The sequence below is a fragment of the Candidatus Glassbacteria bacterium genome (assembly GCA_019456185.1).
Lineage (GTDB): Bacteria > Gemmatimonadota > Glassbacteria > GWA2-58-10 > GWA2-58-10 > JAJRTS01.
This window is the reverse complement of the sequence record VRUH01000013.1, coordinates 71,225-97,327: the sequence shown is the minus strand read 5'-3', so window position 1 is coordinate 97,327 and position 26,103 is coordinate 71,225. Positions and strand designations below refer to the sequence as shown.

Here is a 26,103-nt window from a genome sequence, read left to right as displayed (position 1 = left end):
GGCAGGGGACGGCGCGGCAGCGGATGGTATTCGCCGTGCGGAGGTGGAATCTGGGCCAGCCTGGTGCTTCGTCCGGGCCTGAAACCCCGTCAGGTGGGCAGCCTGGGGATGCTGGCCGTACTGAGTATCTGTCTGGGAATCGAGCAGCACACGGGCTTGAAACCATCGATCAAGTGGCCCAACGACCTGTTTCTCGACGGCCGGAAACTGGGTGGTGTGCTCTGCGAGGCCGACTGGCAGGGGGAGAAACTGCGCCACCTCGTGCTCGGCTTCGGCCTGAATGTAAATATCGCCGGGTTCCCCGAGCCGCTGGCTGCCGGTTCCATCTCCCTGATGCAGGCGGCAGGCGGAACGAAGATCAACCGTACGGGCCTGCTGGCGGCTATTCTGGAGCGGCTGGAAGAGGGATACTTCCAGTTCATGGCCGACGGGTTCGCATCGTTCCTGCCCCGTGTCCAGGTTCGTGATTTCCTGAAAGGCCGCGAGGTGACGGTGCAGGCTGAGGACGGATCCAGCGTGTCCGGTACGGCGCGCGGAATCGATGAAAACGGCGGACTGCTGGTGGAAGGACGCGGCGAAAGCAGGTTGCGGACTGTTACCAGCGGCCATCTTGTACAATACTGAAGGCACAACCAAGCAATAAAGGGGGTTTCCCCGGATGATTCTGGCTTTCGATATCGGTAATACGCATATCGTGATGGGGCTTTACGACGGTCTGGAGCTGGCCGGCCGCTGGCGGATCGACAGCAACCCGGAGCGCACGGTGGACGATTACGGCCACCTGGTGCTCTCTATCCTCCAGCGGGCCGGTGCGGACAGCAAGGTCGACGGGGTGGTAATCGGATCGGTGGTTCCGACCCTGACTTACGTGTTCGAAAAGCTTGGCAGACGGTATTTTGAGGTGGAACCTGTCTTGATCAGCGGTGATACGGAACTGGGGATAGTCTACGATGTAGATGCCCCGGCCAGTTCTATCGGAGCCGACCGGATAGCCAACGCGGTGGCGGTCCGCGAGCGCTATGCGACCGACTGCATCGTGGTCGATATGGGCACCGCCACGACTTTCGATCTGATTTCAGCCGACGGCACCTACCACGGGGGCGTGATCTCACCCGGGATCAGCACCAGCGCCGAATCGCTGATTTCAAGGGCCTCGATGCTCAGCAGGGTTAAAATCGAGGCCCCGCCGAAAGTGATCGGCCGCGATACGATCTCGATGATGCAGTCCGGAATCTTCTACGGCGCAATCTGCCAGATCGATGGACTGGTGGAGCGGCTTAAGGCCGAGTGGGGGAAACCCTGTCGCGTGATCGCCACCGGAGGATTCGTGACCATGCTCGCCAAGTTCAGCAGAGAGTTCGATACTGTCGATCCGAATCTCACCCTGGATGGCCTTCGCCTGTCCTACCAAATCGTTACCGGCCACTGAGCGGACCCGCCTGTTCGCAAACGCAATATTCAGAAAAAATCACGGTAATTTGATGAATCTCCACCGTTACGGTTGATGCTTGACAGAACAATATATTTAATCGAAAAGAATTCCTCGGAGCTTGCTCCGGGGTTGCCGCTTTTGCTTTTTGCAGTTAGAAATTCCGGTGGCACGCAGTGCCAGAAATTTCTTTAATATCCTCACCTTGCGTCGTACTCCATGCAACATCTCGCGCTCCGTAGCGGTTAACACATGTAGAGATTGACGCATTCCTCGCAAGCAGGGCGCAAAACCGTGCCCCCCGCGATTGCGCGCTGATTGCCAGGCAAACGGATTGACAAACTTCTCGCGAACGCATAAGTTGGTGAAAACATTCTCAAAGCCGGCGGGGCCGGCAGGCGGCATGGTGCTGATCGAGGGGCAGGCCATTTTGAAATGGTCTCAACACGGAGAGCTTGATGAGTGATATGACCAAGGAAGAACTCCACGAGTACGATGGCAAGGATGAACAAAAATCGTACATCGCTTACGAGGGCAAGGTCTACGACGTCACCGACAGCAAGCTGTGGCGTAACGGGACCCATGTGAAGACCCACCACGCGGGCCACGATCTTACCCGGGCGATGGCGGCCGCCCCGCACGGTCCCGAGGTTATGGAGCGGTTCCAGGCGCTTGCCGAACTGGTGGAGGAAAAGGAGAGTCTGGGCGGGGAGAGTGCGATCAAGACTTCCCCGGGATGGGTGGAACTGATCCTCACCGGGCATCCGCATCCGATCGCGGTCCATTTCCCGATCGCTTTGTGCATCGCCGCGGCGCTGCTGGCTTTTCTCGGGTTGTTTATCGATGAGCCGACGCTGGAAAAGGCCGCCCACTACAACATGCTGATCGCCGTACTCAGCACTCCAGTGGCGATCTCTACCGGCGTGCTGAGTTGGTACTACAATTACAGCGGGATCTGGACCCATATTTACCGGATGAAGACTTATCTGTCGATTCTGCTGGTGGTTGAATTTATCGTGGCCCTGGTGGTCCACTGCTTCTTCATGGGCGCAGACGGGGAATTGTGGTTCTGGGTTTATACTGTTACCGTGCTGGCGATGGCTCCCACGGTGATGGCGCTCGGTTTCTATGGCGGCAAAATTACATTTCCATCCTGAGGGGGTTTGGCTGATGGAAAAATCCAAGATCAAGCAGCTGGACAAAATGATCGAAGTGGTTATCCGCTGTATCCCCAAGGAGCGCCAGGCGCGGGATGTGTTCCGCAAGGCGGCGCAGGAGTCGAAGGCTGATATGGCCCGGATATTGTTCGAGATGCTGGCCAACCAGGAGGAACAGCACGAGACCAAGCTCCGCTGCACGCTCGAACTGCTCAAGCAGGAGCTCGACGAGGCCAAGGGGAAAGTGATGCCGGATATCGGCATGGATCACATCGACGAGGAAGACACCGCCACTCCCGAAGAGAAAATCAAGGACCTGGAGAAGGTGATGGAAGTGGTGATAAGTATGCTGCCCAAGGAGCACGACGCCGGCGAATTATATCTTTCCACGGCCAAGGTCGCCCAGCGCGAGTTCGCCCGCTCGATGTTCGAGTGGCTGGCCGAACAGGAAAAGCAGCACGAGTCCAAACTGAAAGGCATCCTGGACCTGCTGAAGATAGAGATCCAGGAACTGAGAAAACAGCGCAGGAACTAATCCGCAACTATCTTTATCCATGATTCAGCATGCCGGATTCAGCCGAGAGGGAAGTGGCTGTATCCGGTTTTTTTGTCGGCATCTTTAACGGATACTTTTCAAAACCGGACAGAACTATTACATTTATATCTGATAATCCGAATCAAACTGCATTCATTGCCGACAACGGGTGCCGGCCGTGCCGCATGGCGGCATCTTAAAAACTGAAGGGCGGTTACATGTGGGACTATACTGACAAAGTGATGGATCATTTCCGCAACCCCAAAAACGTCGGTTACATCAGTGATCCTGACGGTGTGGGTGAAGTGGGCTCGATGGCCTGCGGAGATGCGCTTCGGCTCATGTTCAAGCTGGACAAGCAGGGCCGAATCGCGGACGTCAAGTTCCAGACTTTCGGCTGTGGCAGCGCAATCGCCACCAGCAGCGCGCTTACCGAGATGATTATCGGCAAGACGCTGGAAGAGGCCGAAAAACTGACCAACCAGGACATTGTCGATTTCCTGGGCGGACTGCCGGAGCAGAAAATGCACTGCTCGGTGATGGGCCGTGAGGCGCTGGAGGCCGCGATTGACAATTACCGCAACGGCACCACCGGGACCAAGACCCTCGAGGGCCGGGTGGTCTGTGTCTGTTTCGGCGTTACCGAGGTCAAGATTCGCGAGGCGATCAGTCACAACGACCTCAAAACCGTGGAGCAGGTTACGAACTATACCAAGGCCGGCGGCGGCTGCGGCGGATGTGTGCCGGAGATCGAGAAACTCCTGGCCGAAATCAGGGGCGTGACCCGGGAGCAGGTGCGGGCCGATGGCGAGAAAGAAACGGCTGTCGCGGAAAGTCCGGCTCCCTCGGGAAATAACAGGCCGGCCGGTCTGACCAATCTCCAGAAGATGAAGCTGGTGGAGCAGACGATCGAGGAAGTAATCAGGCCGGAGCTAAAAAAACACGGCGGCGACCTGGAACTGGTGGACATTTCCGGTAACACGGTGATAGTGAAGCTGAAAGGCGCCTGTACCGAATGCGGCATGACCCGTTTTACGCTGCAGACCCTGGTGGAACCCAAGCTGAGAGAAAAGGTGAGTGCTGAACTGGTAGTGATGGAGGCCTAGTGGAGAAGGTAGTTTATCTTGATAACAACGCCACCACCGCGGTGGCTCCTGAAGTTTTTGAAGCGATGAAGCCGTTTCTGACCACCAGCTACGGCAATCCCTCGAGCATCCACTCTTTCGGCGGCAAAGTGCGCCGCGACCTGGACAGGGCCAGGGAGCAGGTGGCGCGGATGCTGGGCGCCGATGCCAGCGAAATCGTGTTCACCGGCTGCGGCTCCGAGAGCGATAACGCGGCGATCATGGGCGCGCTCGAACTTGCCGGCCCCTCCAGGAAACACGTAATCACCACCAGGGTGGAGCACGAGGCGGTAATCCAGGTGGGCCACTGGCTGGCCGGGCACGGCTACGATGTCACCGAGACAGGTGTCGATACCCGGGGGGCGCTTGACCTCGCTGAGCTGGAGAGCGCGATCCGCGACGATACCGCGCTGGTAAGCGTGATGTGGGCCAATAACGAGACAGGGGTTGTCTACCCCATAGAGAAGATCGCGGAACTGGTGAAATCCAGGGGCGTCCTGTTCCATACCGATGCGGTCCAGTCAGTCGGCAAAATACCGGTTGATCTGGGCAAGGTCCCGGTCGACCTGCTGGCCCTTTCCGGTCACAAGCTTCACGCTCCCAAGGGTGTCGGCGTGCTGTTCGTCCGCAAGGGGATTGACCTGCCGGCATACCTTCGCGGCGGACATCAGGAGGCAGGCCGCCGGGCCGGTACGGAGAACGTGGCCGGGATCGTCGGTCTGGGCGCGGCGGCCGAGCTGGCGATGAGCGACATGGAGGAGGTCGGCGCCCGCGAAGAACGCCTTCGCGACAAACTGGAGAGCGGCCTGATCGAGAGCTGCCCGGACGTGCGGATCAACGGCGCGAACCGTCTGCCCAACACCCTGAACGTCAGTTTCGAGTACGTCGAGGGCGAGTCGATCCTGCTGATGCTGAACGATCTGGGGATCTGCGCTTCCTCGGGTTCGGCCTGCACCTCGGGTTCCCTCGACCCCAGCCACGTGCTGCAGGCGATGAAAGTGCCTCATTCGGCCGCCCACGGCTCGATCCGCTTCTCCCTGAGCCGCTACACCACCGATGAAGAGATCGATTACGTGCTCGAACACGTGCCGGGGATTATCAATCGCCTCAGAGAGATCAGCCCGTTCGTGACCAACGAGTGAGTCCATTTCCAGCCTTAGAGGAGACGCCAACGGGATGCCGGAACTTCCGGAGGTCGAAACAATTGTCAGGCAGCTCGCCCCCTTCCTGCTCGGCCGCCGGGTGGAACGGATGGTTATCCTGGACCCGAAGCTGGCCGGGATCGACAGCGACGGGGCCGCGGGCAGAAAAATCAGCGAGGTCCGCAGGCTGGGCAAGCAGATCGGGATCGGGCTGAACGGGGGCGGGGGAGACGGGGGTCCCATGTGGATGGCGTTTCACCTGAGGATGACCGGCAGGCTGATTTCCGCTCGCGACCGCACGGGCCGTAACGACAAGCACCTTCGCGCCGAACTTGTGCTGGACCAGGGCAGCCTGCTGTTTTACGATATCCGTCGTTTCGGCACTATCCGCCTGGCGCGAACGGCCGATGAACTGCTTCCCGCCGCTGTCGATCCTCTTTCCAGGCAGTTCACCCCTGCCCGGCTGGCGGAGCTGATCGGCGCCGCCACCACCCCTGTCAAATCATGGCTTCTGCGCCAGGACCGGCTGGTGGGCCTGGGTAATATCTACGCCTGTGAAATCCTGTTCGCCTGCGGAATCGACCCGCGCACTCCGGCCGGCAGCCTCAGCGCGGAGCAGGTGGACTCCCTGCACAAGCAAACCCGCCGTGTCCTGAAACTGGCAATCGAAAAGTGCGGGACCACTTTCTCCGATTTCCAGGATAGCCGCGGCCAGGCCGGCGGTTTCCAGGAGTTCCTCAAGGTTTACGGCCGCAAGGGCGAACCCTGCCGCACCTGCACCGGCCCGATCGAGCGGATAGTCCAGCAGCAGCGCGCCACATTTTTCTGCCCCTCCTGCCAGAGCTGATCCGGGACCATCACGATCGACGGATTCAGCCTGGCTCGCCTCTTGACTCAGGCAAGCCGTCCGGTTATTTATGGCAGTACGGATTCGCTTCGCCCTTGCGGCGGGCAGGTCCAAGCTTATTTTTGATGATTAGCACCCCCTGGTGGATAAATGCGGCATACGTTGCGCGTGAACAGGGCCGGGTGAGGGGAGCAGGTTTATTTTCTCGCAGGAGGGAGCGGCAGATGTCCGAGCGCCATGGAGCGATAACTTTCAAGGGTAACCCGCTGACCCTGGTCGGCAATGAATTGCAGCAGGGCGACAAGTTGCCCGATATCGGCCTGCTGGGCACCGACCTTTCCGAGGTCAGGCTTTCATCATACCGGGGCAAGGTGCTGGTCCTGATCGCGGTCCCATCGCTGGATACCGCTGTCTGCGATCTCGAAACCAAACGGTTCAATGACGAGGCCGGCCGCCTGGGCAGCAAGGGCGTCCAGTTCGTAGCAGTCAGCATGGACCTTCCGTTCGCGCAGGGTCGCTGGCTTCAAGCCAGCGGTGCGGACAACATCACCGCGCTCTCGGACCATCGTGACGGCGCATTCGGAGAGGGCCTGGGTTTGCTGATCAAGGAACTTCGCCTGCTGGCCCGCGCGGTGCTGGTTGTGGATGCCGAAGGCAAGGTAAGCTATCTTCAGTTGGTCAGGGAAATGGTCGATGAGCCGGACTACGACGAAGTCCTGGAAGCGATCAAAGCATTGCTGTAATTGACTCGGCAAGTGAAGGCTCCGCATGGCGGCGGGGCCTTTTTTCTATCCGCGGTAAAACACAGTACAAAGGAGGTTGCGATGCCGGCCAGGGGCGAAATTTACAAATGCAGGGACGAATCGATGATGGTCGAAGTGGTTATCGATGGTCAGGGCGAGTTCCTGCTGCATGGCAAGCCGATGGAGAAACTGACGGAAAACACCCAGGACGCCGCCCGGGAAAAACATGTGCCGGAGATCGAAAAAATCGCTGGCGGCTACCGGGTGACTGTCGGCAGCGTGGAGCATCCGATGGAGGAGAGTCACTTCATCCAGTGGATCGAACTTCTGGCCGGTGATCTTGTCATGCGCAGGTACCTTAGCCCGGGGGGCAGGCCGGTGGCGGAGTTCCTCACCAGCGCCTCGGATGTAAGCGCCAGGGAATTCTGCAACCTCCACGGACTGTGGAAAGCCGATGCCTGATTGGTGTTAAAAGCTGATAACACGAGGGACGGGAGAAAATCCCGTCCTTTTTTGTATCCCCTTCCCGCTTAGCCGCTTAACCCTCCCTTGCGGTAAACAAACTTGACAGACAGCAGGTTTAGTCCTTATTAATAATAACGGGAATGATTCTCATTCTGATTCTTCACGCTGCCGTGACGCCGCGGTTGACTGGCGGCGCGCGAAAGCAATAGCTGGTTTGAACGCGAAGCAAGGGAGAGGGAAATGGCGAAGCACCAGTTGCCTGATCTGGAATACGCATTCGATGCACTCGAGCCGCATATCGATGCCAGGACAATGGAAATTCACCACGGCAAGCACCATCAGGGCTATGCAGACAAGCTCAACGCGGCCCTGGAGGGCCACCCGGAGCTGCAGGCCAAAAGTGTCGAGAAACTGCTGGCTGAGCTGAACAGCCTGCCGGAGAGTATCAGGACCGCCGTGCGAAACAACGGTGGCGGACATGCCAACCATTCGCTGTTCTGGCCCGTCCTGAAAAAGGGAGTGAGCCTGGCAGGTCCTGTGGCCGATGCGATCAATTCGGCGTTCGGCGGTTTCGACGAGTTCAAGGCCAGGTTCTCCGCCGCCGCGGCGGGGCAGTTCGGCAGCGGCTGGGCCTGGCTGGTGGTCGGCGAAGGCGGCTTGGAAGTGGTCGCCACGGCGAACCAGGACAGCCCCCTGACATCTGGCAAGACCCCGATCCTGGGTATCGATGTCTGGGAGCATGCATACTACCTGAACTACCAGAACCGCAGGCCGGATTATATCGAAAATTTCTTCAGCGTTATCAACTGGGACCGCGTTAACGAGAATTTCAGCGGGGCCGGCTGAGCGGGGAAATTAAACTTTAAGCTCAAATTTGTTATTCATCTGGGGTCTTCGCCTGTAGCGGGAGACCCCGTTATTTTAATCGAAAAAAATCCATCACAACTTGGTGCGAAGCAGGAGGAGCAGCGCGGGCGAGGTATCCGTCGCCCCAAAAATAGGGACGGCGGCAAGGCAGGCAAGCAGCACGACACTCCGGGGACATGGTTTTTCCGGGGGCCGCGGGAGCGCTGCACGGGGTCTTGTTCCTGCCGTATTTCCTGCGCCGGCTGCTCCCAGCGCTCGCCGCGGCGGCGATGGCGCTGTCGAGCATCACGGTTGTTCTCAACAGTTTGCGGATCAACCGGTTCAAGCCGGCCTCCCGTTGAGCTTGCGACCACCGATTTCTTTTGGGTTCGTGAAGTAACAAACCTTGACATTGGGCGTTAAAATAATTATGTTATTTAGGTATTTAAATACCGAAATAACACTTTATTGCCGGCAGGTGGTTATGCTCAAGCTTTCAGAAGCCGCATCACTGGCGCTGCACACGATGGTTTTTCTGGCCGGACTGCCCGGCAGGCATGTCTCCGCCAGGAAAATCGCCGGTGAACTCGATGTATCCGAGTCGCACCTTGCCAAGGTGCTCCAGCGGCTGGCCCGCCAGGGACTGGTGGATTCGTTGCGCGGACCGAAGGGCGGTTTCTCCATTGGCGGGCGGCACCCGGACATCAGCCTGCTGGATGTTTACGAGTCTATCGAAGGGCCTTTGTACGACAAACATTGCTTTCGGACCACCAGCGCCTGCAACGGAAGCACTTGCATTTTCGGCGGTCTGTTGATCGATCTCAGTATGCAGGTAAAGGACTATCTGACAAAAACCAAGCTTACGGAACTGGCCGGGAGGAGAGGAAGCGGCAATGGAAAAGATCGTCAGAGAAATCATTAAGATAGACGAGGAATTGTGCAACGGCTGCGGGGATTGTGTTACCTCCTGCGCCGAGGGCGCGATCCAGATTATAGACGGCAAGGCCAAGCTTGTCAGCGAGACCTACTGCGACGGCCTGGGAGCCTGTATCGGCGACTGTCCGACCGGAGCGCTGACTATCGAGGAGCGCGAGGCCGACGAGTTCGACGAGGAAGCTGTGGAACAGCATCTCGGCGGCATGAAGGAGAAGCAGAAGATCGAAGACATTGTCAGCCGGGCGATGGGACACAAGCCCGCCGGCGGCCACGGCCATGCGCCTGCTCACGGGGGAGGCGGATGCCCGGGATCGATGAGCAGGATGTTCGAGCAGGCTCCCGACCGGGATCCCGCGGCCGATGAGCTCGCCCCGGCGCTCTCGCGCCTCGGAAACTGGCCGGTCCAGTTGATGCTGGCTCCGATCAACGCTCCTTGTTTCGCCGGAGCGGACCTGCTGATCTCGGCCGATTGCGCGCCGTTTGCCCACGCTAATTTTCATGGTGAATTCATCAAGGGCAAAACAGTGCTGATCGGCTGTCCCAAGCTTGATGATTCCGGGCATTACCAGGATAAGCTGACCCGGATATTCGGGACGAACAGCGTCAAGTCGGTTGAGGTTCTGTTCATGGAAGTGCCCTGCTGTTTCGGGCTGGCAAGTCTGGTGCAGAGCGCTATTGCCGACAGCGGCCGTCAAATCCCGCTGAAACATACCAAGATCGGAGTCAGGGGCGATGTTGTCGAATCAGGAGAAGCTTGAGATAAATAAGGAGCGGGTAGGGGCCTGGGACAAGGGCAAACAGAAAGAGTTCGCCACGCTGGAAAAGTTCGTGGAAGTCTACTGCAACCACCATCACGATACTGCCAGGGGCGATATTTGCGCCGAATGCAGGGAACTGCTCGACTACGGCCGCAAGCGGCTCGAAATGTGCGCCTTTGATCCCAAGCCCAAGTGCAAGGACTGCCCGACCCATTGCTACCGCAAGGACTACCGTCAGAAAGTGCGGGAGATAATGAAGTTCTCCGGGATGCACTTTATCAAGCGGGGAAGGGTCGACTGGCTGGTAAGGTATTTTACTCATTAGCGCTTTGAATACAAAACGGTAACGGCGTTGATATAATGTTATGCTTTAAGTGCAGTATGTGAATAAGAAGCAGTGTTTTCATCAGCGTGAGGAGGGGCGATGAGTGAGGAGAAGCAGATTCTCGAGATAGATCCCCAGAGCAGATACAAGGAGAAATGGGGTTGGCGGGACCCTGAAACCTACGTGTTCAAACCCAAGAAGGGCTTGAGCCGCGAAGTGGTCGAGGAAATCTCGTTCATGAAGAGCGAGCCGGATTGGATGCGCGAGTTCCGCCTCAAGTCGTTCGGCCGTTTCGAGCGCAAGCAGATGCCCGGTTGGGGCGCCGATCTGAGCGGGATTGATTTCCAGGACATTTTCTATTTCCTGCGTGCCACCGACAAGCCGGGGCAGTCTTGGGACGAGGTGCCGGACTCGATCAAGAACACCTTCGACCGCCTCGGAATCCCCGAGGCCGAGCGCAAGTTCCTGGCCGGTGTCAGCGCCCAGTACGAGAGCGAGGTGGTCTACCACAAGGTGCAGGACGATCTGGTTAAAAAAGGTGTCATTTTCAACGACATGGACAGCGGCCTGCGCGAACATCCCGAGATCGTTAAAAAATATCTCGGTACGGTGATCCCGCCCGGCGACAACAAGATGGCCGCCCTTAATTCGGCTGTCTGGTCCGGCGGGAGTTTTATCTACGTGCCTCCCGGGGTCAGGGTGGAAGTCCCCCTGCAGGCCTACTTCCGGATCAACACCGAGAACATGGGCCAGTTCGAGCGGACGCTGATCCTCGCCGAGGAGGGCTCCGAGGTCCACTACATCGAGGGCTGCACGGCGCCGGTCTACAGCAGCGTCTCGCTGCACTCGGCGGTTGTGGAGCTGATCGCCATGCCCCATGCGCGGATTCGCTACACCACCATCCAGAACTGGTCAAGCAACGTTTATAATCTGGTCACCAAACGCGCGGTGGCCGGGGAAAATGCGGTGGTGGAATGGGTGGACGGCAACCTGGGCAGCAGGGTCACCATGAAATACCCCTCGGTTGTGCTCAAGGGCCGCAAGGCCCACGGCGAGGTGCTGAGCCTGGCAATGGCCGGCGACGGGCAGCATCAGGACACGGGCTCCAAGATGATCCACGCAGCGCCGGAAACCACCTCGCTAATCGTCTCCAAGTCGATAAGCAAGGGCTCCGGCCGTACCAGCTACCGTGGTCTGGTCCAGGTGCTGCCTGGTGCGGAGAAGTGCAAGGCCAATGTCCGCTGCGACGCGCTGCTGATCGACGACAACTCGCGCTCGGACACCTATCCGTACATGAATATCGCCGAGGAGGATGTCGAGATCGGCCACGAGGCAACCGTTGCCCGGATCGGTGATGAGCAGTTGTTCTACCTGATGAGCCGCGGGCTCAACGAGGAGCAGGCGGCGGCGATGATTGTCCGCGGCTTCGTGGAGCCGATCGTAAAACAACTCCCGATGGAGTACGCCGTCGAGCTGAACCGTCTGATCGAATTGCAGATGGAAGGTTCGGTGGGCTGATAGGTCGTGAACAATAGAGGAATTTAGCGTAGAGTGAATTTTGCGAACCTGTAACTTGTGAACGGAACTATGTACATGGTAAACAGCACGGCATCGGATGCAGGTATCGAAGCGGCGGTGGAGAACGGTCCCGGCTGGCTGGCCGATCTCAGGCAGGATGCCTGGCGGCGGGCATGTTCGCTGGAACTGCCGAAAAGCAGCGAGGAGTTCTGGCGCTACACGGACCTGAAGCTGCTTGATCCGGGTAATTACCGTCAGCTCACCCACGACGACAGCACTGCGCTCGAGCGGCTGCCGTCACGGGCACAGAACGCCCTGGAACTCAGCGGCACGGACAGCGGCGGAAAGCTGGTCCATGCCGACGGACTTCCTTTCAGTGCGGAGTTGAGCGGGGAGATTGCCGCCAAAGGCGTGATCTTCACCGATCTGGCAACAGCGGTTAACGAGCATGAAGAGCTCCTGCGCGGGCGGCTGGGCGGGCTGGTTGGCGCTGAGGACATTTTCGGAGCCTGGAACCTGGCCCACCATCGCGGCGGCACGTTCCTTTACGTGCCGGAGGGGGTCGAGCTGGAAACGCCCCTGCAGTCGCTGCACTGGCTCACCGAGCAGGGCGCGCTGGTCCAGCCGCGTACGGTTGTGGTTGTCGAACGCGGCGCACGAGTGGTTTTCAACGATATCTACACCTCCTCGCCCGTGGAGCAGCCATCACTGGTCAATCCGGTAACCGAGCTGTATGCCGCGGAGGATTCGCAAGTCGGTTGGGTTACCTGGCAGGACTGGGGCGCGGGTGTGCGGCACCATTCCAATGTCAAGGCCTCGCTGGCCGATAACGCCAAGCTGAACACGCTGCAGGTTACCCTGGGCGGAGATTTCTCCCGGACGTGGAAAGAGTGCGAGCTGGCCGGACCGGGGGCCGAGAGTATCATGCTCGGTCTCTATTTCGCCCACCGTCGGCAGCATTTCGAGCACTGGACCGTCCAGGACCACGTGGCCCCGCATACCCGCAGCGACCTGCTCTACAAGGGGGCGCTGGATGACGAAAGCCGCACGGTCTATTACGGCACGATCAAGGTCCGTCCCGACGCCCGCCGGACCGATGCCTACCAGGCGAACCGCAACCTGGCGCTGAGCCGTAAGGCCAAGGCGGTTACCAATCCACAGCTCGAGATCGAAACGAACGACGTGCGCTGCACCCACGGCGCCACCGTGGGCCAGGTTGACAGCGACCATCTGTACTACCTGATGAGCCGGGGTATGCGCCGCGCCGACGCCGAGCGCCTGCTGATTTTCGGCTTCTTCAACGAGGTGCTCGACCGGGTAGAATGGTCGGGGATGCACGAGCTGCTGGCTGCGGCGATCCTGAGCAAACTGGGGGGAGACGAATGAGCTTTCTCCGGGCGGCGGGCGATAAGGAAGTAAAACCGGGCCAGGCTCTTCGCGTGGAACTCGATGGCAGGCTGATCGCGCTTGTCCGGACAGCCGACGGCAGGTTGTTCGCGGTGGACGATACCTGCACCCACGAGCAGGAAAGCCTCTCCGACGGGTTCGTGGAGGAAGGGTGGATAGAGTGCCCGCGCCACGGCGCGCAGTTCGATCTGGAAAGTGGCAGGGCGCTCACCCTGCCGGCGCTCGAAAAACTTGGCACCTACGAAGTCAAGGTTGAAATCGGCGAAATAATGGTTAACATTACATAATACTTCAAGAGGTAGAAATGAGCGATCCGATTCTGGTTTTGGAGGACCTCCACGTATCAGTGGAGGATACGGAGATACTTAAAGGGGTCAGCCTGGAGCTGCCGCGGGGCGAGGTGCACGCCATGATGGGTCCCAACGGCAGCGGTAAATCCACGATGGCCAATGTGCTGATGGGCCACCCGGCCTACGAGGTCACCTCCGGCAGGATCCTGTTCAAGGGGCGAGACGTGACCGGGATGGAGCCAGACGAAAAGAGCCGTCTCGGCATGTTCCTGGCCTTCCAGTACCCGGTGGAGATTCCCGGGGTATCGATGATGAATTTCCTGCGCCAGTCGCTCAACGCGCGGCGCGAGGAAGATATCAAACCCAGGGATTTCCGCAAGCTGGTCAACGACAAGCTGGAGTTGCTGGGCATGGACCCGTCGTTTGCCAGGCGCAACCTGAACGAGGGATTCAGCGGCGGCGAGAAGAAGCGTAACGAGGTGCTCCAGATGGCCCTGCTGGAACCCGAACTGGCCGTGCTCGACGAAACCGACAGCGGTCTCGATATCGACGCGGTCCGGATTGTCAGCGAGTCGGTGAACGCCATGCGCGGGCCTGAAATCGGGTTCCTGGTGATCACCCATTACATGCGGATTCTTAATTACCTGGACCCCGACGTGGTCCATATCATGTTTGACGGCCGGATTGTCAAGAGCGGCGGAGCCGAGCTGGCCCACGAACTGGAAGAAAAGGGCTATAACTCGATTCGCGAGGAATTCGGCGTAAAAGAGGAAATCTCAGGCTGATGAACCCGTCCCAGGCTACAGCGGCCGATCTGGCCCGGCCGGACCCTCCGGAAATCCATCCATTGGATGTTGACACGATCCGGCGGGATTTCCCGGTGCTTTCGCGCGAGGTTAAGGGTAAACCGCTGGTTTACCTCGACTCGGCGGCCACCAGTCAGAAACCAGCGGCCGTGATCGATAAGGTCGCCGACTGTTACCGGCGGTACAACGCGAATCCGCACAGGGGCATTCATACGCTCAGCGAGGAATCCACCGAGGAGTACGAGGGTGCGCGCGAAAAGCTGGCCGCGTTCCTGGGAGCGGAAACCAGCGGCGTGGTCTTTACGCGTAACTGCACCGAGGCGATCAACCTGGTGGCCTATGCCTGGGCGCGCCGCAACCTGGGCCGGGGCGACAAAATTCTGGCCACGGTGACCGAGCACCATTCCAACATCGTGCCCTGGCAGATCGTCTCCCGGGAAACCGGCGTGGCGGTTGAGTATCTCCCGGTTACCGATGACGGTTATCTCGACCTTTCCGGGCTGGACAAACTGCTGGACGGCAGCGTGAAGCTGGTGGCTGTCAGCGGGGCCTCCAACGTGCTGGGGACGGTTAATGACCTCAGCGCACTGGTAGCCGCGGCCCATGATGCGGGAGCGCTGGTGCTGGTTGACGGAGCCCAGCTTGTGCCCCACACGCAGGTGGATTTCGATGAGCTTGGAGCGGATTTCCTGGCGGTGGCGGGCCACAAGATGCTGGGGCCGTCCGGAATAGGCGCGCTGATCGCCCGGCCGGAACTGCTGGAGGAAATGGAGCCGTTCATGGGCGGCGGCGGGATGATTGTGGACGTGACCCTGGAGGGCAGCAAGTGGATCGAGCCGCCCTGGAAGTTCGAGGCGGGCACTCCGCCGCTGGCCGAGGCGATCGGCCTGGGCGCGGCGGTGGACTACCTGAGCGGGATCGGCATGGACCGCGTGCGTCATCACGAACAGGTGCTGGCCGAACACGCACTGGCGAAATTCGCGGAACTCGACGATTTCACGCTCTACGGGCCGCAGGAACCGGCGGACAGGCTTGCGACATTCTCATTCAATGTCGGAGACAGCCGCGGCGGGATAATCCATCCGCACGACGCCGGCACTTTTTTCGACAGCGCCGGGATCGCCGTGCGCGCCGGCCATCACTGCGCTAAACCGCTGATGAGGCGGCTGGGCGTGGTCGCCACCTGCCGCGCGTCGTGTTACATCTACAACACCCCGGCGGAAATCGACGCGCTGGTGGATACGGTCCACAGGATGAGAAAATTTTTTATCGGAGTGCAGTGAGTTGGAGTTCGAGGAACTTTACCAGGAAATTATCCTGGACCATTACCGTAGCCCGCGCAACCGTTGCAGCGAGCAGGAAGCCACCGGGGGAAACTGCGTGAAACATGAAAACCCTCTGTGCGGAGATGAGCTGCTGCTGTCGGTTGAGCTGGACGGGGACGGGCGGAAGATAGCCAGAGTCTGTTTCGCCGGGCATGGCTGCAGTATCAGCCAGGCGTCGGCCTCGATGATGACCGAGGCGGTGCTGGGCATGGAGCGCTGCCAGGCGCTGGCGATGGTGGACAGGGTGCGGGCGATGATGCACGGAGAACCGCCGGATGAGGACCTGGGCGATGCGGAGGCGCTGCAGGGTGTGAGCAAGTTCCCTGTGCGGATCAAATGCGCCCTGCTGGCCTGGCTGGCCTTGAAATCATCGCTGGAAAACGGGAACCACTTAGCAGAGAAAAATCATGAGCACGGTTGATCCGAATAAAATCAGGGAGTATGTCAAAACTGTCGAGGACCCGGAATTCGAGATCGACGTCGTCAACCTCGGGCTGGTCTACGATATCACGGTCGACGGCGGCAAGGCGACTATCCTGATGACGCTGACCTCGATGGGCTGCCCCACGGCCCCGCTGATCGAGGACAGGGTGAAAAAGGCCGCGATGCTGGCCGAGGGGATCGACGAGGCCGAGGTGGAGTGGACATTCGATCCGCCCTGGGACCCGGAGATGATTACCGAGGAAGGCCGGGATATCCTGGAGTCCCTGGGTTACCTTTAAAATATTATGGGTGGGGTGGGGTGGTGAGTAAGTAAAAAAACGGCGGGCTCCGGCCCGCCGTTTTTTTATTCCGTTGAAGATTTTCCAATTCCCGGAAAATTGCAAACACTCAACTCCGGAACCGGCCGGCTAAAACAGGCTCATCTATTCCCTGACCCTGATAGTCCATTTGCCGCTCAGCGGCGAATCCGCCGGGGCGCTCAGCACGACCCGGTACAATCTGTCGCCCCACGACCCGTTCAACCGCCTGTCGTCCAATTCGATAGTTTCCACCTCGGCTACCAGCTCCCGCTCGTAGTGCAGACGCACCGAGAATTCCCGGCCTGTCTCTCCGCCCTCCAGCAGCAGCTCGCCGGGCTTGACCGTGGTCACGCGGCAGGGGGTCAGCAGGCTCATCGTCAGATCACCCTCGCGCTTGACGAGCTTGAACCTGTCCTCCACCCGGACCTCCCGGTTTCTTTCCAGTACCACGGTGCGGTTCCAGCTTTCGATACCCGCCTCGGCCGGATATGCGCCCGCCAGTTCCAGACTGAACTTCACACGGCTGCGGCCGGTGTCGTACCTCACATCCCGCGCGGCGAACTCGCGGCCCGGCTGCTGCATTTTTCCGTTGATTGTCGGCAGGTTGTGGTAGGCCGACTGCATGGTCCAGATCTCGTAGCGACTGCTGCTGAAAGTTTTGGCCGTATACACGCCAACGCCCGCATCAACCAGCAGCGGCTGCCCGTCGAAATAGACGATGAAGTTGCCGACATCGTTGTGGTTGTGGCTTTCGTTGTTGTGGCCACCCTTGGCCGCCACGTACAGCCCTTTGGCGCTGCCCTGGTGCGAGCGGGCGGCCATCACCTGGATCCCGTCCAGCCACATGTCGCGCACGTGGGGCTGACGCCCTTCGGCCGCGATCAGCTCCTGCAGGTTGGACAACACCCAGAGCCTGCGGCTGAGGTAGCCTCCCGGCGCGGGATTCCGCTCCAGGGCTTTATCGGCGGCCCACGCACCGAATCCCTCCATCAGCGGATCACCTGTCCTCTTCCCGTAGCGCCAGACAAGCTCGTGGCTGATCCCGACCCTGGCCGAGGCGTCGGCGAAATTGATAAACCAGCGTCCATCGATATGCGCCCGGTAGATATAGCGGCCCATGTTGGCGATCAGCGGGTAGCTGTATACGTCGATTTTTCCGTCAGTGGCGCTGTGGAGCCACTCGAGGCAGTCGAACAGGCTGGCTCCGGCCCGGCCCCAGTAGGAGGGGCCCTCGTCGCAACCGCCGTCATCGTGATAGCTGCCGATAAACCTGTCGAGGCTGCGCAGGATTTTAGCCACCGCATCCACCCGCCGCTGCGGGTCATTTTCCATCAGCAGCACGCAGGAAAGCCAGTTCGAGTTGACCCACGGGTTCCAGTTGTTGATGTGGTCCGTATCGAAACCCATCCACCAGAAGTCGTCCCGCTCCAGGCAGGGAGTCAGCACCCGCTGCTCGACTTCCCTCCGGCAGCGGCTGGTGATCAGCGGCGAAACCTCGTTCAACTCATCGCCCAGCAGGTACACTGTCCAGGCCACCAGGCTGGCGGTCTCGGCGCTGAACAGGTCGACGACCGGCTCGGTAACGTCGGGGAGACCGCGCCCGGCCCGCTGATCGCCGATGTGCGCCGGGATGACCCAGCTCGACTCCTCGAGTATCAGCCACAGGCCGTTAACGATCTCGCCGATAAAGCGGCCCTGCCCCTCGATGCATTCGGCGGTGACCATATCGGCCAGCCTGTTCCTGCGCCCGAAATAGGGACCCTCGTAGTTGGTGCGGTTTCCGTTGACCGAGAATTCCATGTATAGTGTCGCCGGCAGCTCGGGCCACGGCTGGTCCATGTTGGATTCCGCCCGCTCAACCTGCGCTTTTCGCGTGGCTTCCGGCAAGCCCCGCCAGAAGCTGCGCCCGGCGTAAGTGGGGAACGGCCGCCATTCTCCGGCGGCGGGAAGCATGTCTCTCAGATCGGCGGCGGGATAAAGTTTGGAAAGAACGGGGCGGCCGGCGCTCCCGGCGGCAAAGGTCAGCGAAAAGCAGAGGAAAATTAAGGCAAGAGCTGCGCAAGTGTTTTTCAGCGGCAAAGACATCGCTACCATCCTTGATGATGTGGTAAAAGTCCGATTTGCCGATGGCAAAGCAAAAAGCTTCATATACGAGGCACGTAGATTTCGAGGAGTGAAGCGTACTTACGGTACGCTGCAGCGACGAGATAATCTAACGCAACGAAGTAGATGGACTTTTTACGAAGCCATCATCCTTGTTTAACCATCACGATTTGGGAACCGGCGGGCAGGGCGGCCATTCGCCAACAGCCCTGCTGCAATTTAACATGCCTGGGGGCACCGAACAACCCGAAAACAGCCCATTCTCCCGCGCACAAGCTGGACAGTTGGGCGTGGATACTTATATTTGGTTCATCATTCTAAAGGGCGGAAAACGCCTGAGTCGCGGTTCGCTGGGTCCGCTCAAAAAAGCATGCCGTACGTATGAAACCCTGCTGCCGGCGAAAAAAACAACTGCTTTCCGGAGGTCCCCGTGCGCCATTTGAAAGTTCTGTCGCTGACCGCGCTGCTGGTGTCGTCCAGCCTGTGCGCGGCACGGCTAAGCGATCGGTTGGTTATTCCGCTGTCCGGCACCTGGGAGTTCGAGCAGAGTGTCGACGCATTCCCGCCAGCGGTTTTCAGCCGGAGTATTCCGGTGCCGGGCCTGATTTTTCTGGCAGAACCGCGGATCGAGCAGTACGAGGCCTATTACGACGGCAGCTACGAGCCTCGCTACAACTGGTACCGCCGCCGGTTTACGGTCCCGGCCGGGGCCGAGGGTCTGGCCGGCGTGGTCACTATCCTCAAAAGTAAGTATGTAACCGATGTTTACCTCAACGGACGGCACCTGGGCGGCTCCATGGCGGCTTACACGCCTGTGGAGTTCCCGCTTGGCGATGCCGTGCGTTACGGAGCGGAGAACGAACTGCTGGTCAGGGTCGGTGACCGCAAGTGGCTGCCGTCCCAGGCCGCCGGCAGCACCGACAAGGAGAAAGTCACCTACTGGCCGGGGATCTGGGATGAAGTTGAGGTGTCGTTTACCGGGCCTTTCCGGACCGACCGTCTTCTTCTGCTGCCATCGGCCGAACGCGGTGAACTGAAGCTGAAACTCGACATCCGCTCGTTCCTGCCGGCGCAGGTCCAATATGGCGATCCGATGTGGGATACGTGCCGGGTCGAGGTTACGGTCAGAGAGAAAAACGGCGGCCGTGTTGTCGTTGCTCCCGCTGGTGTCCGCCAGGCTGTCAGGCGGGATAACCGCACTCGGCTGGAATTGACCATCCCGCTCCAAAATCCTGACCTGTGGAGCCCCGCGGAACCGTTCCTCTACGAAGCGGATATCCGTCTGCTTGCCGGCGATGGCTCGCTCAGCGACCGGTTGACCCGCACGTTCGGCATGCGTGATTTTGACCGCGACGGCCGTCATTTCCGCCTCAATGGCAACAAAATCATGCTGCGCGGGACAAATATCACCCTGCACCGTTTTTTCGAGGACCCCGCCTGCGGAGCGCTGCCCTGGGACCGGGACTGGGTGCGGCGGCTGCTGGCGGAAATTCCGCAAGCAGTCCACTGGAACGCAATGCGGATCTGCGTGGGTATCGCTCCCTCGTTCTGGTATGAGATCGCCGACAGCGCGGGCCTTCTGCTCCAAAACGAATGGCTCTACTGGCAGAGCCACGGCTGGGACGAACAGATCAGGAGCGAGTACACGGACTGGGTCTGGGCCGACGGCAGCCACCCGAGTATCGTGATCTGGGACGCGATCAACGAGAACTGGGACGACTACGTGGGCAACCGGCTGATCCCCGAACTGAAAGAGCTCGATCCCACCAGAATCTGGGATGCGGGCTATATGACCGCCGAGCACATGGGTCTGGACGAGATGGATGAGCCGCATCCATACGTGATGTGGGGGCACAGCACGGGGTTTGCCGATAACCCCGGCGATCCTCCGTACCCGCTGGGCAAACTCGGTTACTGGCCTGAGCGTAACAAACAGATCCTGACCAGTAACGCGGTCCAGCTGGTAAATGAATACGGCTGGGTCTGGCTGTGGCGCGACGGGACCCCGGCGCTGTTGACCCGCGAGGTCTACGGGCATTATTTCGGCGGCAGTTCGACCGTGGCCGAGCGGCGGGCGTTCCAAGCCTACTGGCTCCAGTTACAGACCGAATGGCTGCGGGCCGAACGGTCCCTGGCCGGAGTCCTCGCATTCTGCTACCTGACCGATGATCTGGGCTTCACCGGCGACTGGTTCACCAATCCGGTCTCGGAATTGAACGGCACGGTGACCCTTGACTGGTTCCGTCACTGTTTCTCCCCCACAGCCGTCTTTATCGATCTGGCCGATACGCGCTATATCCGGGGACTGCCGGCCCGCGAACCTGGCGGCCGGCTGGATTTCAACCTGGTGGGCGTGAACGATCTGGCGGAAAACGCTGCTGGAGAGGTCAGGTTGAGATTGCTGGATAACAGTGGCGGTGAGCTGTGGACGACTGAGAGGAATATCGAGATTCCGGCTTGGGGCAAACAGTTCTTGCCTGTTACGCTGGAATTGCCCGACACTCCCGGCGGTTATCTGCTCCTTGCGGAATACAGCGCGAAGGGGGGCGGTGAATCAGGGCCTGTACTCAGCCGGAGGTTCTTACGGGTCGGGAACAGCCGGGAACGATACGACTACTTTGAATACCAGCCGGATAAACCATAGGCCGAAGCAACCGATAGCACTTGCAGGTTGCTGTGATTCCAGATATCTTACAACTTTGTACATCATTACTGATAAAATATCCCGGGAGAACGGATGTCGCCCTGGAAGCCGGAATACAGCGTGGGTGTGCCCGGACTGGATGACCAGCATAAAGAGTTGTTTAAGCTGCTCGATGAGCTGTCAGCCGCTATCGAGAACGGGGACGATAGCGATCTGGGCAATGCGCTGAGTAAGATGCATGTCTACATACTGTTCCATTTTTCCAGCGAGGAGCACCTGCTGACCAAGTACGGGTTCGATAAGCTGGACCAGCATATCGCCAAGCACGCTGATTTCAAGGAAAAAGTGCAGGAGTTCAATGCCAGACTGTCCGGCGACAAGCGGCAACTGGCCGTGGAGATCAGGGATTATCTCGACGGCTGGATCTCGAACCATATCCTCGAAACCGACAAGGCTTACGAGCAGTTCCTCTCCGCGAGAATCAAGTTCAAGGCAGATCCAGAACAGCCCTCTTAGCTCAGCCTGGATAGAGCAACGGACTTCTAATCCGTAGGCCGTGGGTTCGAATCCCGCAGAGGGCGCCAGCTAAAACGCCGTATTCCAAAATGAGGGGATGCGGCGTTAATTTCTTGCAGTAACACATGCGGCCCGGAGGTGATGAGATGCGACTCTTTTTTGTTGTCACGGTGGTGCTGAACCTTGGATGGGCTGCAGCGGACGTTTCCGCCGCTGGAATTGTCAGCGGCAAGTACGCCGCCACCGGCCAGACAAAGACGTCTCTCAGGGTCGCTTCATGTTCAGTGGTGCCTGACAAGTGGGACAAAGCGGCCAACTGGGCCCGGATCGAGAGCCTGGTAATACGGGCTGTGGAGGAAACCGGGGCCGCGATGGTGGTTACGCCCGAGGGTGCGCTGGAGGGCTACGTGATCAACGAGGTCAACGCAGACCGGGACACCGGGCGCTGGGAAGAGAGCGTAAAGAAGTTGATCGCGGTGGCCGAGCCGCTGGACGGGCCTTATCTCGTCAGGGCGCGGGCCCTGGCCGACAGCCTTGAGATATTCCTGGTGCTGGGATTCCTGGAGCGCCGGGGCGAGCGGCTGTTCAACAGCGTGATCCTGATCGACCCGGACGGAGATATTATCGGCCGATACAGCAAAACCCATTTCGCCCAGGGCTACGAGATCAATCCGGTGTGCTACACTCCCGGCGAGAACTACCCGGTGTTCCAGACCCCGTTCGGCAAAGTGGGCATGCTGATCTGCTACGACCGCCAGTTGCCCGAGCCAGCCCGGATTTTGGCGCTCAAGGGCGCGCAGGTGCTGTTGGTGCCATCCTACGGCAGCTATGATCTCGATGGCTGGAATACCCGCCTGCTGCAGACCCGGGCCTATGAGAACGGGGCGTATCTGGTGTTCTGCCACCCGTTCCAGAGCCTGTTGATCGGCCGCAACGGGTCGCTGGTCTCCATGGCCGGTCCCGGTGAATACACCTGCTATGAGATCAATACCAGCCCGGACCGCTACGAGGGGCGCTTTGCCAACCGACGGCCGGAGACCTACGGGGAGCTGCTTGAGAAGTAGGTATCTGTCTCCCTGAACCGTTTCACTGCTCCGGTATCGGCACCGGGGCCGCCTCGGGCACGGCGTACTGCGCGCAAGCGGTTGATGACTGAGAAAAACAGGGGACTGATAGGGAACAAAACCTAGTAGGCCCAGCAAATCCTTTGCCCTCTTAGCTCAGCTGGATAGAGCAACGGACTTCTAATCCGTAGGCCGCAGGTTTGAGTCCCGCAGGGGGCGCCATCCAAAATGCCGTATCTCTCTTAAATATAGAGGATACGGCGTTATCCTTTGCATGGAACATTAAGTGTGGACTGGAATCGAATAACATAACATAAATTACGTGTCAATTAGATTGCCTCATAAAAAGATGCGGACATTACCAGCACCCATTCGAGTTGAATCAGTAACAGTATGGCTAGGGCAATTATAAGCCTGTAGTTAATGCCATCACGGGAAAAATATTCTCTGATGCATGAGGGGTTCCGAATCAAACGCTCCAGCACTGCGGCGGTGGGAATCGCAAGCAGAGGCAACAGCGGGAGGTGATATGTGGGGTGGGAAAAGGCCAACCAGAACGGGAACGCATAGGCCACAGCCGCCGCCGGTATCATGGCCCCAATTGTGGAACCGTTCTCCCTGGCGCCGCGGCCGAGATAGAAAAGCAGGCAGGCCGAGATAATGGCAAGGTAGAAGAGCATGACGAGTCCCAGCACGGATGCGCCGACGATTTTTCCATGGCCAAATCTTTTGATCACCTGTGTGCCTGTGTAAGTGTCGAACGCGAAAAAGGTGCGTATGCGGCTCAGAGTGCGCACGATAAATACTCCCGGCCGCGTGGTTATCTCATCGATTGCACCCTTGAGATAGACCTTGTTGCGTGAACTAAGCGGAATCTCCCTGATGGCGCTCAGCCTGTCGGAGAACTCGGCGGGGACGTCACGAGCGCCCTGGCCGTGAGAACCGAACCACCACGTTTTGTACAGGGGTGTGAAGCGGTTGTTGCCCAGGTACAAGTTCATCGAGTTCGTGTAGTTGATAAATACCAGGTTGCCGCTGTGACGGTACTCCCGCGCGGACCACAGCAGGGCCGGAGCCAGCGATACAGCCAGCAGCACGGATGCCGAAACGAAAGCGCGGCGGTTTTTCCGCAGCAATATGATCAGGCTCAGCACCGGGGCAAGGATCACGCAGTTGGGACGCAGCAGAATGGCGAATCCCAGCAGAAGCCCGGCAGCAAGTGCGTGGGTCGGGGATGGTTTGCTGTCGAGCAGATACAACGTCAACGCCAGAGCCGCGGCCATCGGCACCTGGGTCAGCGGCCAGACCGAATGAAACACGAACGAGGGATAGAAGCTGATCAGCGCCAGGGCGATCAGGGCGGCCCTGGCGTTGACCAGTCTGGCTGAATAATAATAGATTGCGGCGCTGAGAATCAGGTGGAACGGCAGGATTGAGAGCATGGACGACAACTGGCCGGCGCCGAACACGCCATACCAGGCGGCCAGCCACAGCGAAAGTCCCGGAGCGCGGACTGTGTCAAACGATTCGCCATTGAGATACATCATGGCAAAGCGATGGTACGCGTGGGCGTCGCCGAACAGCGGCGTATCGAGGCACAGCGCCAGCACGAGCAGCCTCAGCGCCATGCCTGCCGCTATTATCCAGAGGGCTGCTTTGTAGTTGACTGGCAGCGAAACTTTCATTGCCTTTTTCCGGTTACAAGCATGCCTGAGTGAACGTACTAAGTGCAAGGCCCGTGATGAAAGACTCCATCAAGACCCAAGGCTCATTTGTCTGGCCGTGTTTCCTGTCGTCCGCTCACTGTTCCGGTATCGGCACCGGGTCAACCTCGGGCACGGCATAGCGCGCGCGCAAGCTTGCCAGTTCCCGCTTGAGTTCAGCCGTTATCTCCTCGTAAAACGGGTTGCCGTACAGGCTGCGCAGCTCCGAGGGGTCGCGCTGGAGGTCGTAGAGTTCCCACTCGTCCAGGTTGTAGAAGTAGATCAGCTTGTAGCGCTCCGTGCGGACCCCGTAGTGGCGCCGCACCATGTGCACCGCCGGCCACTCGTAGTAGTGGTAGTAAATCGATTTGCGCCAGTCAGGCGGAGTCCGGCCCTTGATCAGCGGCACAAGGCTGCGGCCCTGCATGTCCTGGGGTACAGCGGCCCCGGCGATATCGAGAAACGTCTCGGCGAAATCGAGGTTCTGCACCAGGTCGGTATTCTCCACGCCCGCACCGGCCGTGCCGGGCCAGCGCACCAGCAGGGGCATCCTCAGGCTCTCTTCGTACATGAACCGCTTGTCGAACCAGCCGTGTTCTCCCAGGTAAAATCCCTGGTCCGAACTGTAGATCACCACGGTGTTGTCCGCCAGGCCGGACTGCTCCAGGTAAGCCAGCATCCGCCCCAGGTTGTCATCGACCGACTGCACGCAGCGCAGGTAGTCCTTGATATAGCGCTGGTATTTCCAGCGCAGCAGGTTGTCGCCCTCCAGGCCGGCTTTGTTGAACTCCTCGTTTTCAACGGCATAGGCCTCGTTCCAGCGTTTCAACTGCTCTTCGTTCAGGTAGCGCGGGGGTTCCAGTTTCAGATCGCGTTCATTCATGTGCCCGGCGATAGTCATCTCCTGGGTGTGCGCCGCCGTGCCCCGCCCCTCGTAGTCGTCGAACAGGGTAGGGGGTTCCGGGATCGCCTCACCGTCGAAATCGTCCAGGTGGTCCGGCCCCGGCGCCCACAGGCGGTGGGGCGCTTTGTGCTGGCACATCAGCATGAACGGCCTGGTCTTGTCACGACCGTTTTCCAGCCAGTCCAGCGACAGGTCGGTGATGATATCCGTCGTGTAGCCGGTATGCTGCACCTCGCCGCCGGCCTTGAGCATCAGCGGGTTGTAGTACGGTCCCTGCCCGCGCAATACCTCCCAGTAGTCGAAACCGGTGGGTTCGCTCCTGAGGTGCCATTTGCCGATAATCGCGGTCTGGTAACCGGCCTGACGCATCAGCTTGGGAAACGTCTGCTGCGAACCGTCGAACATCGACTCCGGCCGGTTGTCTATCACACCGTTGAGGTGACTGTGCTTGCCGGTGAGGATCACGGCCCGGCTGGGCGCGCAGATGGAGTTGGTGCAGAAACAGTTGCGGAACAACACGCCCTCGTCGGCCAGCCTGTCGATATTGGGAGTCCGGTTGATCCGCGAGCCGTAGGCGCTGATCGCCTGGGCGGCATGGTCATCGGTGAAGACGAACAGGATATTGGGTCGAGTGTTATGGCCGGAGCGTTGCTCTCCGTTTCCGCAGCCGGGCATAGTGTGGCCCAGTGCGAGAGCGGCTCCTCCCAGGGCAATTGTTCTGATTGCATCGCGGCGGCTGGTATTACGGTTATTCATGGCGCACTCCGGGGTCT

The 26,103-nt window shown here is 59.5% G+C and carries 26 protein-coding genes and 2 tRNA genes; 25 read left to right on the top strand and 3 right to left on the bottom strand.

Going from position 1 to position 26,103, the window contains the following annotated elements:
* The 20 genes from FVQ81_07305 to FVQ81_07210 form a co-directional block, all read left to right on the top strand.
* The coding region (locus tag FVQ81_07305) for a biotin--[acetyl-CoA-carboxylase] ligase (GenBank protein MBW7996359.1) at nucleotides 1-624 on the top strand (624 nt) is incomplete at its 5' end.
* 34 nt (nucleotides 625-658) lie between these two features.
* Nucleotides 659-1,429, top strand: a complete 771-nt coding sequence (locus FVQ81_07300; protein ID MBW7996358.1) for a type III pantothenate kinase — start codon at nucleotides 659-661, stop codon at nucleotides 1,427-1,429.
* Between the two features lie 458 nt (nucleotides 1,430-1,887).
* The gene (locus FVQ81_07295; GenBank protein ID MBW7996357.1) at nucleotides 1,888-2,586 is read left to right on the top strand and encodes a hypothetical protein; all 699 of its coding nucleotides are present in this window, start codon (nucleotides 1,888-1,890) and stop codon (nucleotides 2,584-2,586) included.
* The gene (locus FVQ81_07290) at nucleotides 2,558-3,121 is read left to right on the top strand and encodes a hypothetical protein (GenBank protein MBW7996356.1); all 564 of its coding nucleotides are present in this window, start codon (nucleotides 2,558-2,560) and stop codon (nucleotides 3,119-3,121) included. The genes FVQ81_07295 and FVQ81_07290 overlap by 29 nt, the downstream gene beginning before the upstream one ends.
* A 218-nt stretch (nucleotides 3,122-3,339) precedes the next feature.
* Nucleotides 3,340-4,227 (top strand): Fe-S cluster assembly protein NifU, encoded by an 888-nt coding sequence (gene nifU, locus FVQ81_07285; protein MBW7996355.1) that lies wholly within the window; start codon nucleotides 3,340-3,342, stop codon nucleotides 4,225-4,227.
* Nucleotides 4,227-5,387: a cysteine desulfurase NifS gene (gene nifS / locus FVQ81_07280; GenBank protein MBW7996354.1), complete on the top strand. Its 1,161-nt coding sequence runs from the start codon at nucleotides 4,227-4,229 to the stop codon at nucleotides 5,385-5,387. The genes nifU and nifS overlap by 1 nt, the downstream gene beginning before the upstream one ends.
* Before the next feature lie 34 nt (nucleotides 5,388-5,421).
* Entirely contained in the window at nucleotides 5,422-6,234 is an 813-nt protein-coding gene (gene mutM, locus FVQ81_07275) for a bifunctional DNA-formamidopyrimidine glycosylase/DNA-(apurinic or apyrimidinic site) lyase (GenBank protein MBW7996353.1), read from the top strand.
* 224 nt (nucleotides 6,235-6,458) lie between these two features.
* Nucleotides 6,459-6,977 (top strand): thiol peroxidase, encoded by a 519-nt coding sequence (locus FVQ81_07270; GenBank protein ID MBW7996352.1) that lies wholly within the window; start codon nucleotides 6,459-6,461, stop codon nucleotides 6,975-6,977.
* Between the two features lie 81 nt (nucleotides 6,978-7,058).
* Nucleotides 7,059-7,439, top strand: a complete 381-nt coding sequence (locus FVQ81_07265; GenBank protein ID MBW7996351.1) for a desulfoferrodoxin — start codon at nucleotides 7,059-7,061, stop codon at nucleotides 7,437-7,439.
* 243 nt (nucleotides 7,440-7,682) lie between these two features.
* Complete coding sequence (locus FVQ81_07260) at nucleotides 7,683-8,288, top strand: superoxide dismutase (protein MBW7996350.1); 606 nt, start codon at nucleotides 7,683-7,685, stop codon at nucleotides 8,286-8,288.
* Between the two features lie 406 nt (nucleotides 8,289-8,694).
* Nucleotides 8,695-9,210, top strand: a complete 516-nt coding sequence (locus FVQ81_07255) for an Rrf2 family transcriptional regulator (protein ID MBW7996349.1) — start codon at nucleotides 8,695-8,697, stop codon at nucleotides 9,208-9,210.
* Entirely contained in the window at nucleotides 9,191-9,982 is a 792-nt protein-coding gene (locus tag FVQ81_07250) for a 4Fe-4S ferredoxin (protein MBW7996348.1), read from the top strand. Before FVQ81_07255 ends, FVQ81_07250 begins: the two co-directional genes overlap by 20 nt.
* Nucleotides 9,957-10,307: a nitrous oxide-stimulated promoter family protein gene (locus FVQ81_07245; protein ID MBW7996347.1), complete on the top strand. Its 351-nt coding sequence runs from the start codon at nucleotides 9,957-9,959 to the stop codon at nucleotides 10,305-10,307. The genes FVQ81_07250 and FVQ81_07245 overlap by 26 nt, the downstream gene beginning before the upstream one ends.
* A 99-nt stretch (nucleotides 10,308-10,406) precedes the next feature.
* Nucleotides 10,407-11,825 (top strand): Fe-S cluster assembly protein SufB, encoded by a 1,419-nt coding sequence (gene sufB, locus FVQ81_07240; protein MBW7996346.1) that lies wholly within the window; start codon nucleotides 10,407-10,409, stop codon nucleotides 11,823-11,825.
* A 69-nt stretch (nucleotides 11,826-11,894) separates the two neighbouring features.
* Entirely contained in the window at nucleotides 11,895-13,211 is a 1,317-nt protein-coding gene (sufD, locus tag FVQ81_07235; GenBank protein ID MBW7996345.1) for a Fe-S cluster assembly protein SufD, read from the top strand.
* Nucleotides 13,208-13,519 carry a non-heme iron oxygenase ferredoxin subunit gene (locus FVQ81_07230; protein MBW7996344.1) on the top strand — a complete coding sequence of 104 codons (312 nt, stop codon included), beginning with the start codon at nucleotides 13,208-13,210 and terminating at the stop codon, nucleotides 13,517-13,519. Before sufD ends, FVQ81_07230 begins: the two co-directional genes overlap by 4 nt.
* A gap of 17 nt (nucleotides 13,520-13,536) precedes the next feature.
* A complete protein-coding gene (gene sufC / locus FVQ81_07225) occupies nucleotides 13,537-14,307 on the top strand; it encodes a Fe-S cluster assembly ATPase SufC (GenBank protein ID MBW7996343.1) in 771 nt (256 codons plus the stop codon).
* Between the two features lie 62 nt (nucleotides 14,308-14,369).
* Nucleotides 14,370-15,611: a SufS family cysteine desulfurase gene (sufS, locus tag FVQ81_07220; protein ID MBW7996342.1), complete on the top strand. Its 1,242-nt coding sequence runs from the start codon at nucleotides 14,370-14,372 to the stop codon at nucleotides 15,609-15,611.
* A 1-nt stretch (nucleotide 15,612) separates the two neighbouring features.
* Nucleotides 15,613-16,074: an SUF system NifU family Fe-S cluster assembly protein gene (locus FVQ81_07215; GenBank protein ID MBW7996341.1), complete on the top strand. Its 462-nt coding sequence runs from the start codon at nucleotides 15,613-15,615 to the stop codon at nucleotides 16,072-16,074.
* Nucleotides 16,061-16,375 (top strand): metal-sulfur cluster assembly factor, encoded by a 315-nt coding sequence (locus tag FVQ81_07210; protein MBW7996340.1) that lies wholly within the window; start codon nucleotides 16,061-16,063, stop codon nucleotides 16,373-16,375. The genes FVQ81_07215 and FVQ81_07210 overlap by 14 nt, the downstream gene beginning before the upstream one ends.
* A 144-nt stretch (nucleotides 16,376-16,519) precedes the next feature.
* On the opposite strand, the gene FVQ81_07205 is transcribed toward FVQ81_07210, so the two are convergent.
* Nucleotides 16,520-18,544 (bottom strand): hypothetical protein, encoded by a 2,025-nt coding sequence (locus FVQ81_07205; GenBank protein ID MBW7996339.1) that lies wholly within the window; start codon nucleotides 18,542-18,544, stop codon nucleotides 16,520-16,522.
* 904 nt (nucleotides 18,545-19,448) lie between these two features.
* Between FVQ81_07205 and FVQ81_07200 the strand changes: the two genes are divergently transcribed.
* From FVQ81_07200 to FVQ81_07180, 5 genes are all read left to right on the top strand, one after another.
* The gene (locus tag FVQ81_07200; GenBank protein ID MBW7996338.1) at nucleotides 19,449-21,143 is read left to right on the top strand and encodes a beta-glycosidase; all 1,695 of its coding nucleotides are present in this window, start codon (nucleotides 19,449-19,451) and stop codon (nucleotides 21,141-21,143) included.
* A 93-nt stretch (nucleotides 21,144-21,236) separates the two neighbouring features.
* Entirely contained in the window at nucleotides 21,237-21,659 is a 423-nt protein-coding gene (locus FVQ81_07195) for a bacteriohemerythrin (GenBank protein MBW7996337.1), read from the top strand.
* Nucleotides 21,650-21,727 (top strand) — tRNA-Arg (locus FVQ81_07190). The genes FVQ81_07195 and FVQ81_07190 overlap by 10 nt, the downstream gene beginning before the upstream one ends.
* Before the next feature lie 57 nt (nucleotides 21,728-21,784).
* Entirely contained in the window at nucleotides 21,785-22,723 is a 939-nt protein-coding gene (locus FVQ81_07185) for a carbon-nitrogen hydrolase family protein (GenBank protein MBW7996336.1), read from the top strand.
* A gap of 145 nt (nucleotides 22,724-22,868) precedes the next feature.
* A tRNA-Arg gene (locus FVQ81_07180) sits at nucleotides 22,869-22,945 on the top strand.
* Between the two features lie 107 nt (nucleotides 22,946-23,052).
* On the opposite strand, the gene FVQ81_07175 is transcribed toward FVQ81_07180, so the two are convergent.
* Nucleotides 23,053-24,408: a hypothetical protein gene (locus tag FVQ81_07175; protein MBW7996335.1), complete on the bottom strand. Its 1,356-nt coding sequence runs from the start codon at nucleotides 24,406-24,408 to the stop codon at nucleotides 23,053-23,055.
* A 115-nt stretch (nucleotides 24,409-24,523) separates the two neighbouring features.
* Nucleotides 24,524-26,005, bottom strand: coding sequence for a sulfatase (locus FVQ81_07170; protein MBW7996334.1), 1,482 nt, complete (start codon nucleotides 26,003-26,005; stop codon nucleotides 24,524-24,526).
* Nucleotides 26,006-26,103: the final 98 nt, after the last annotated feature.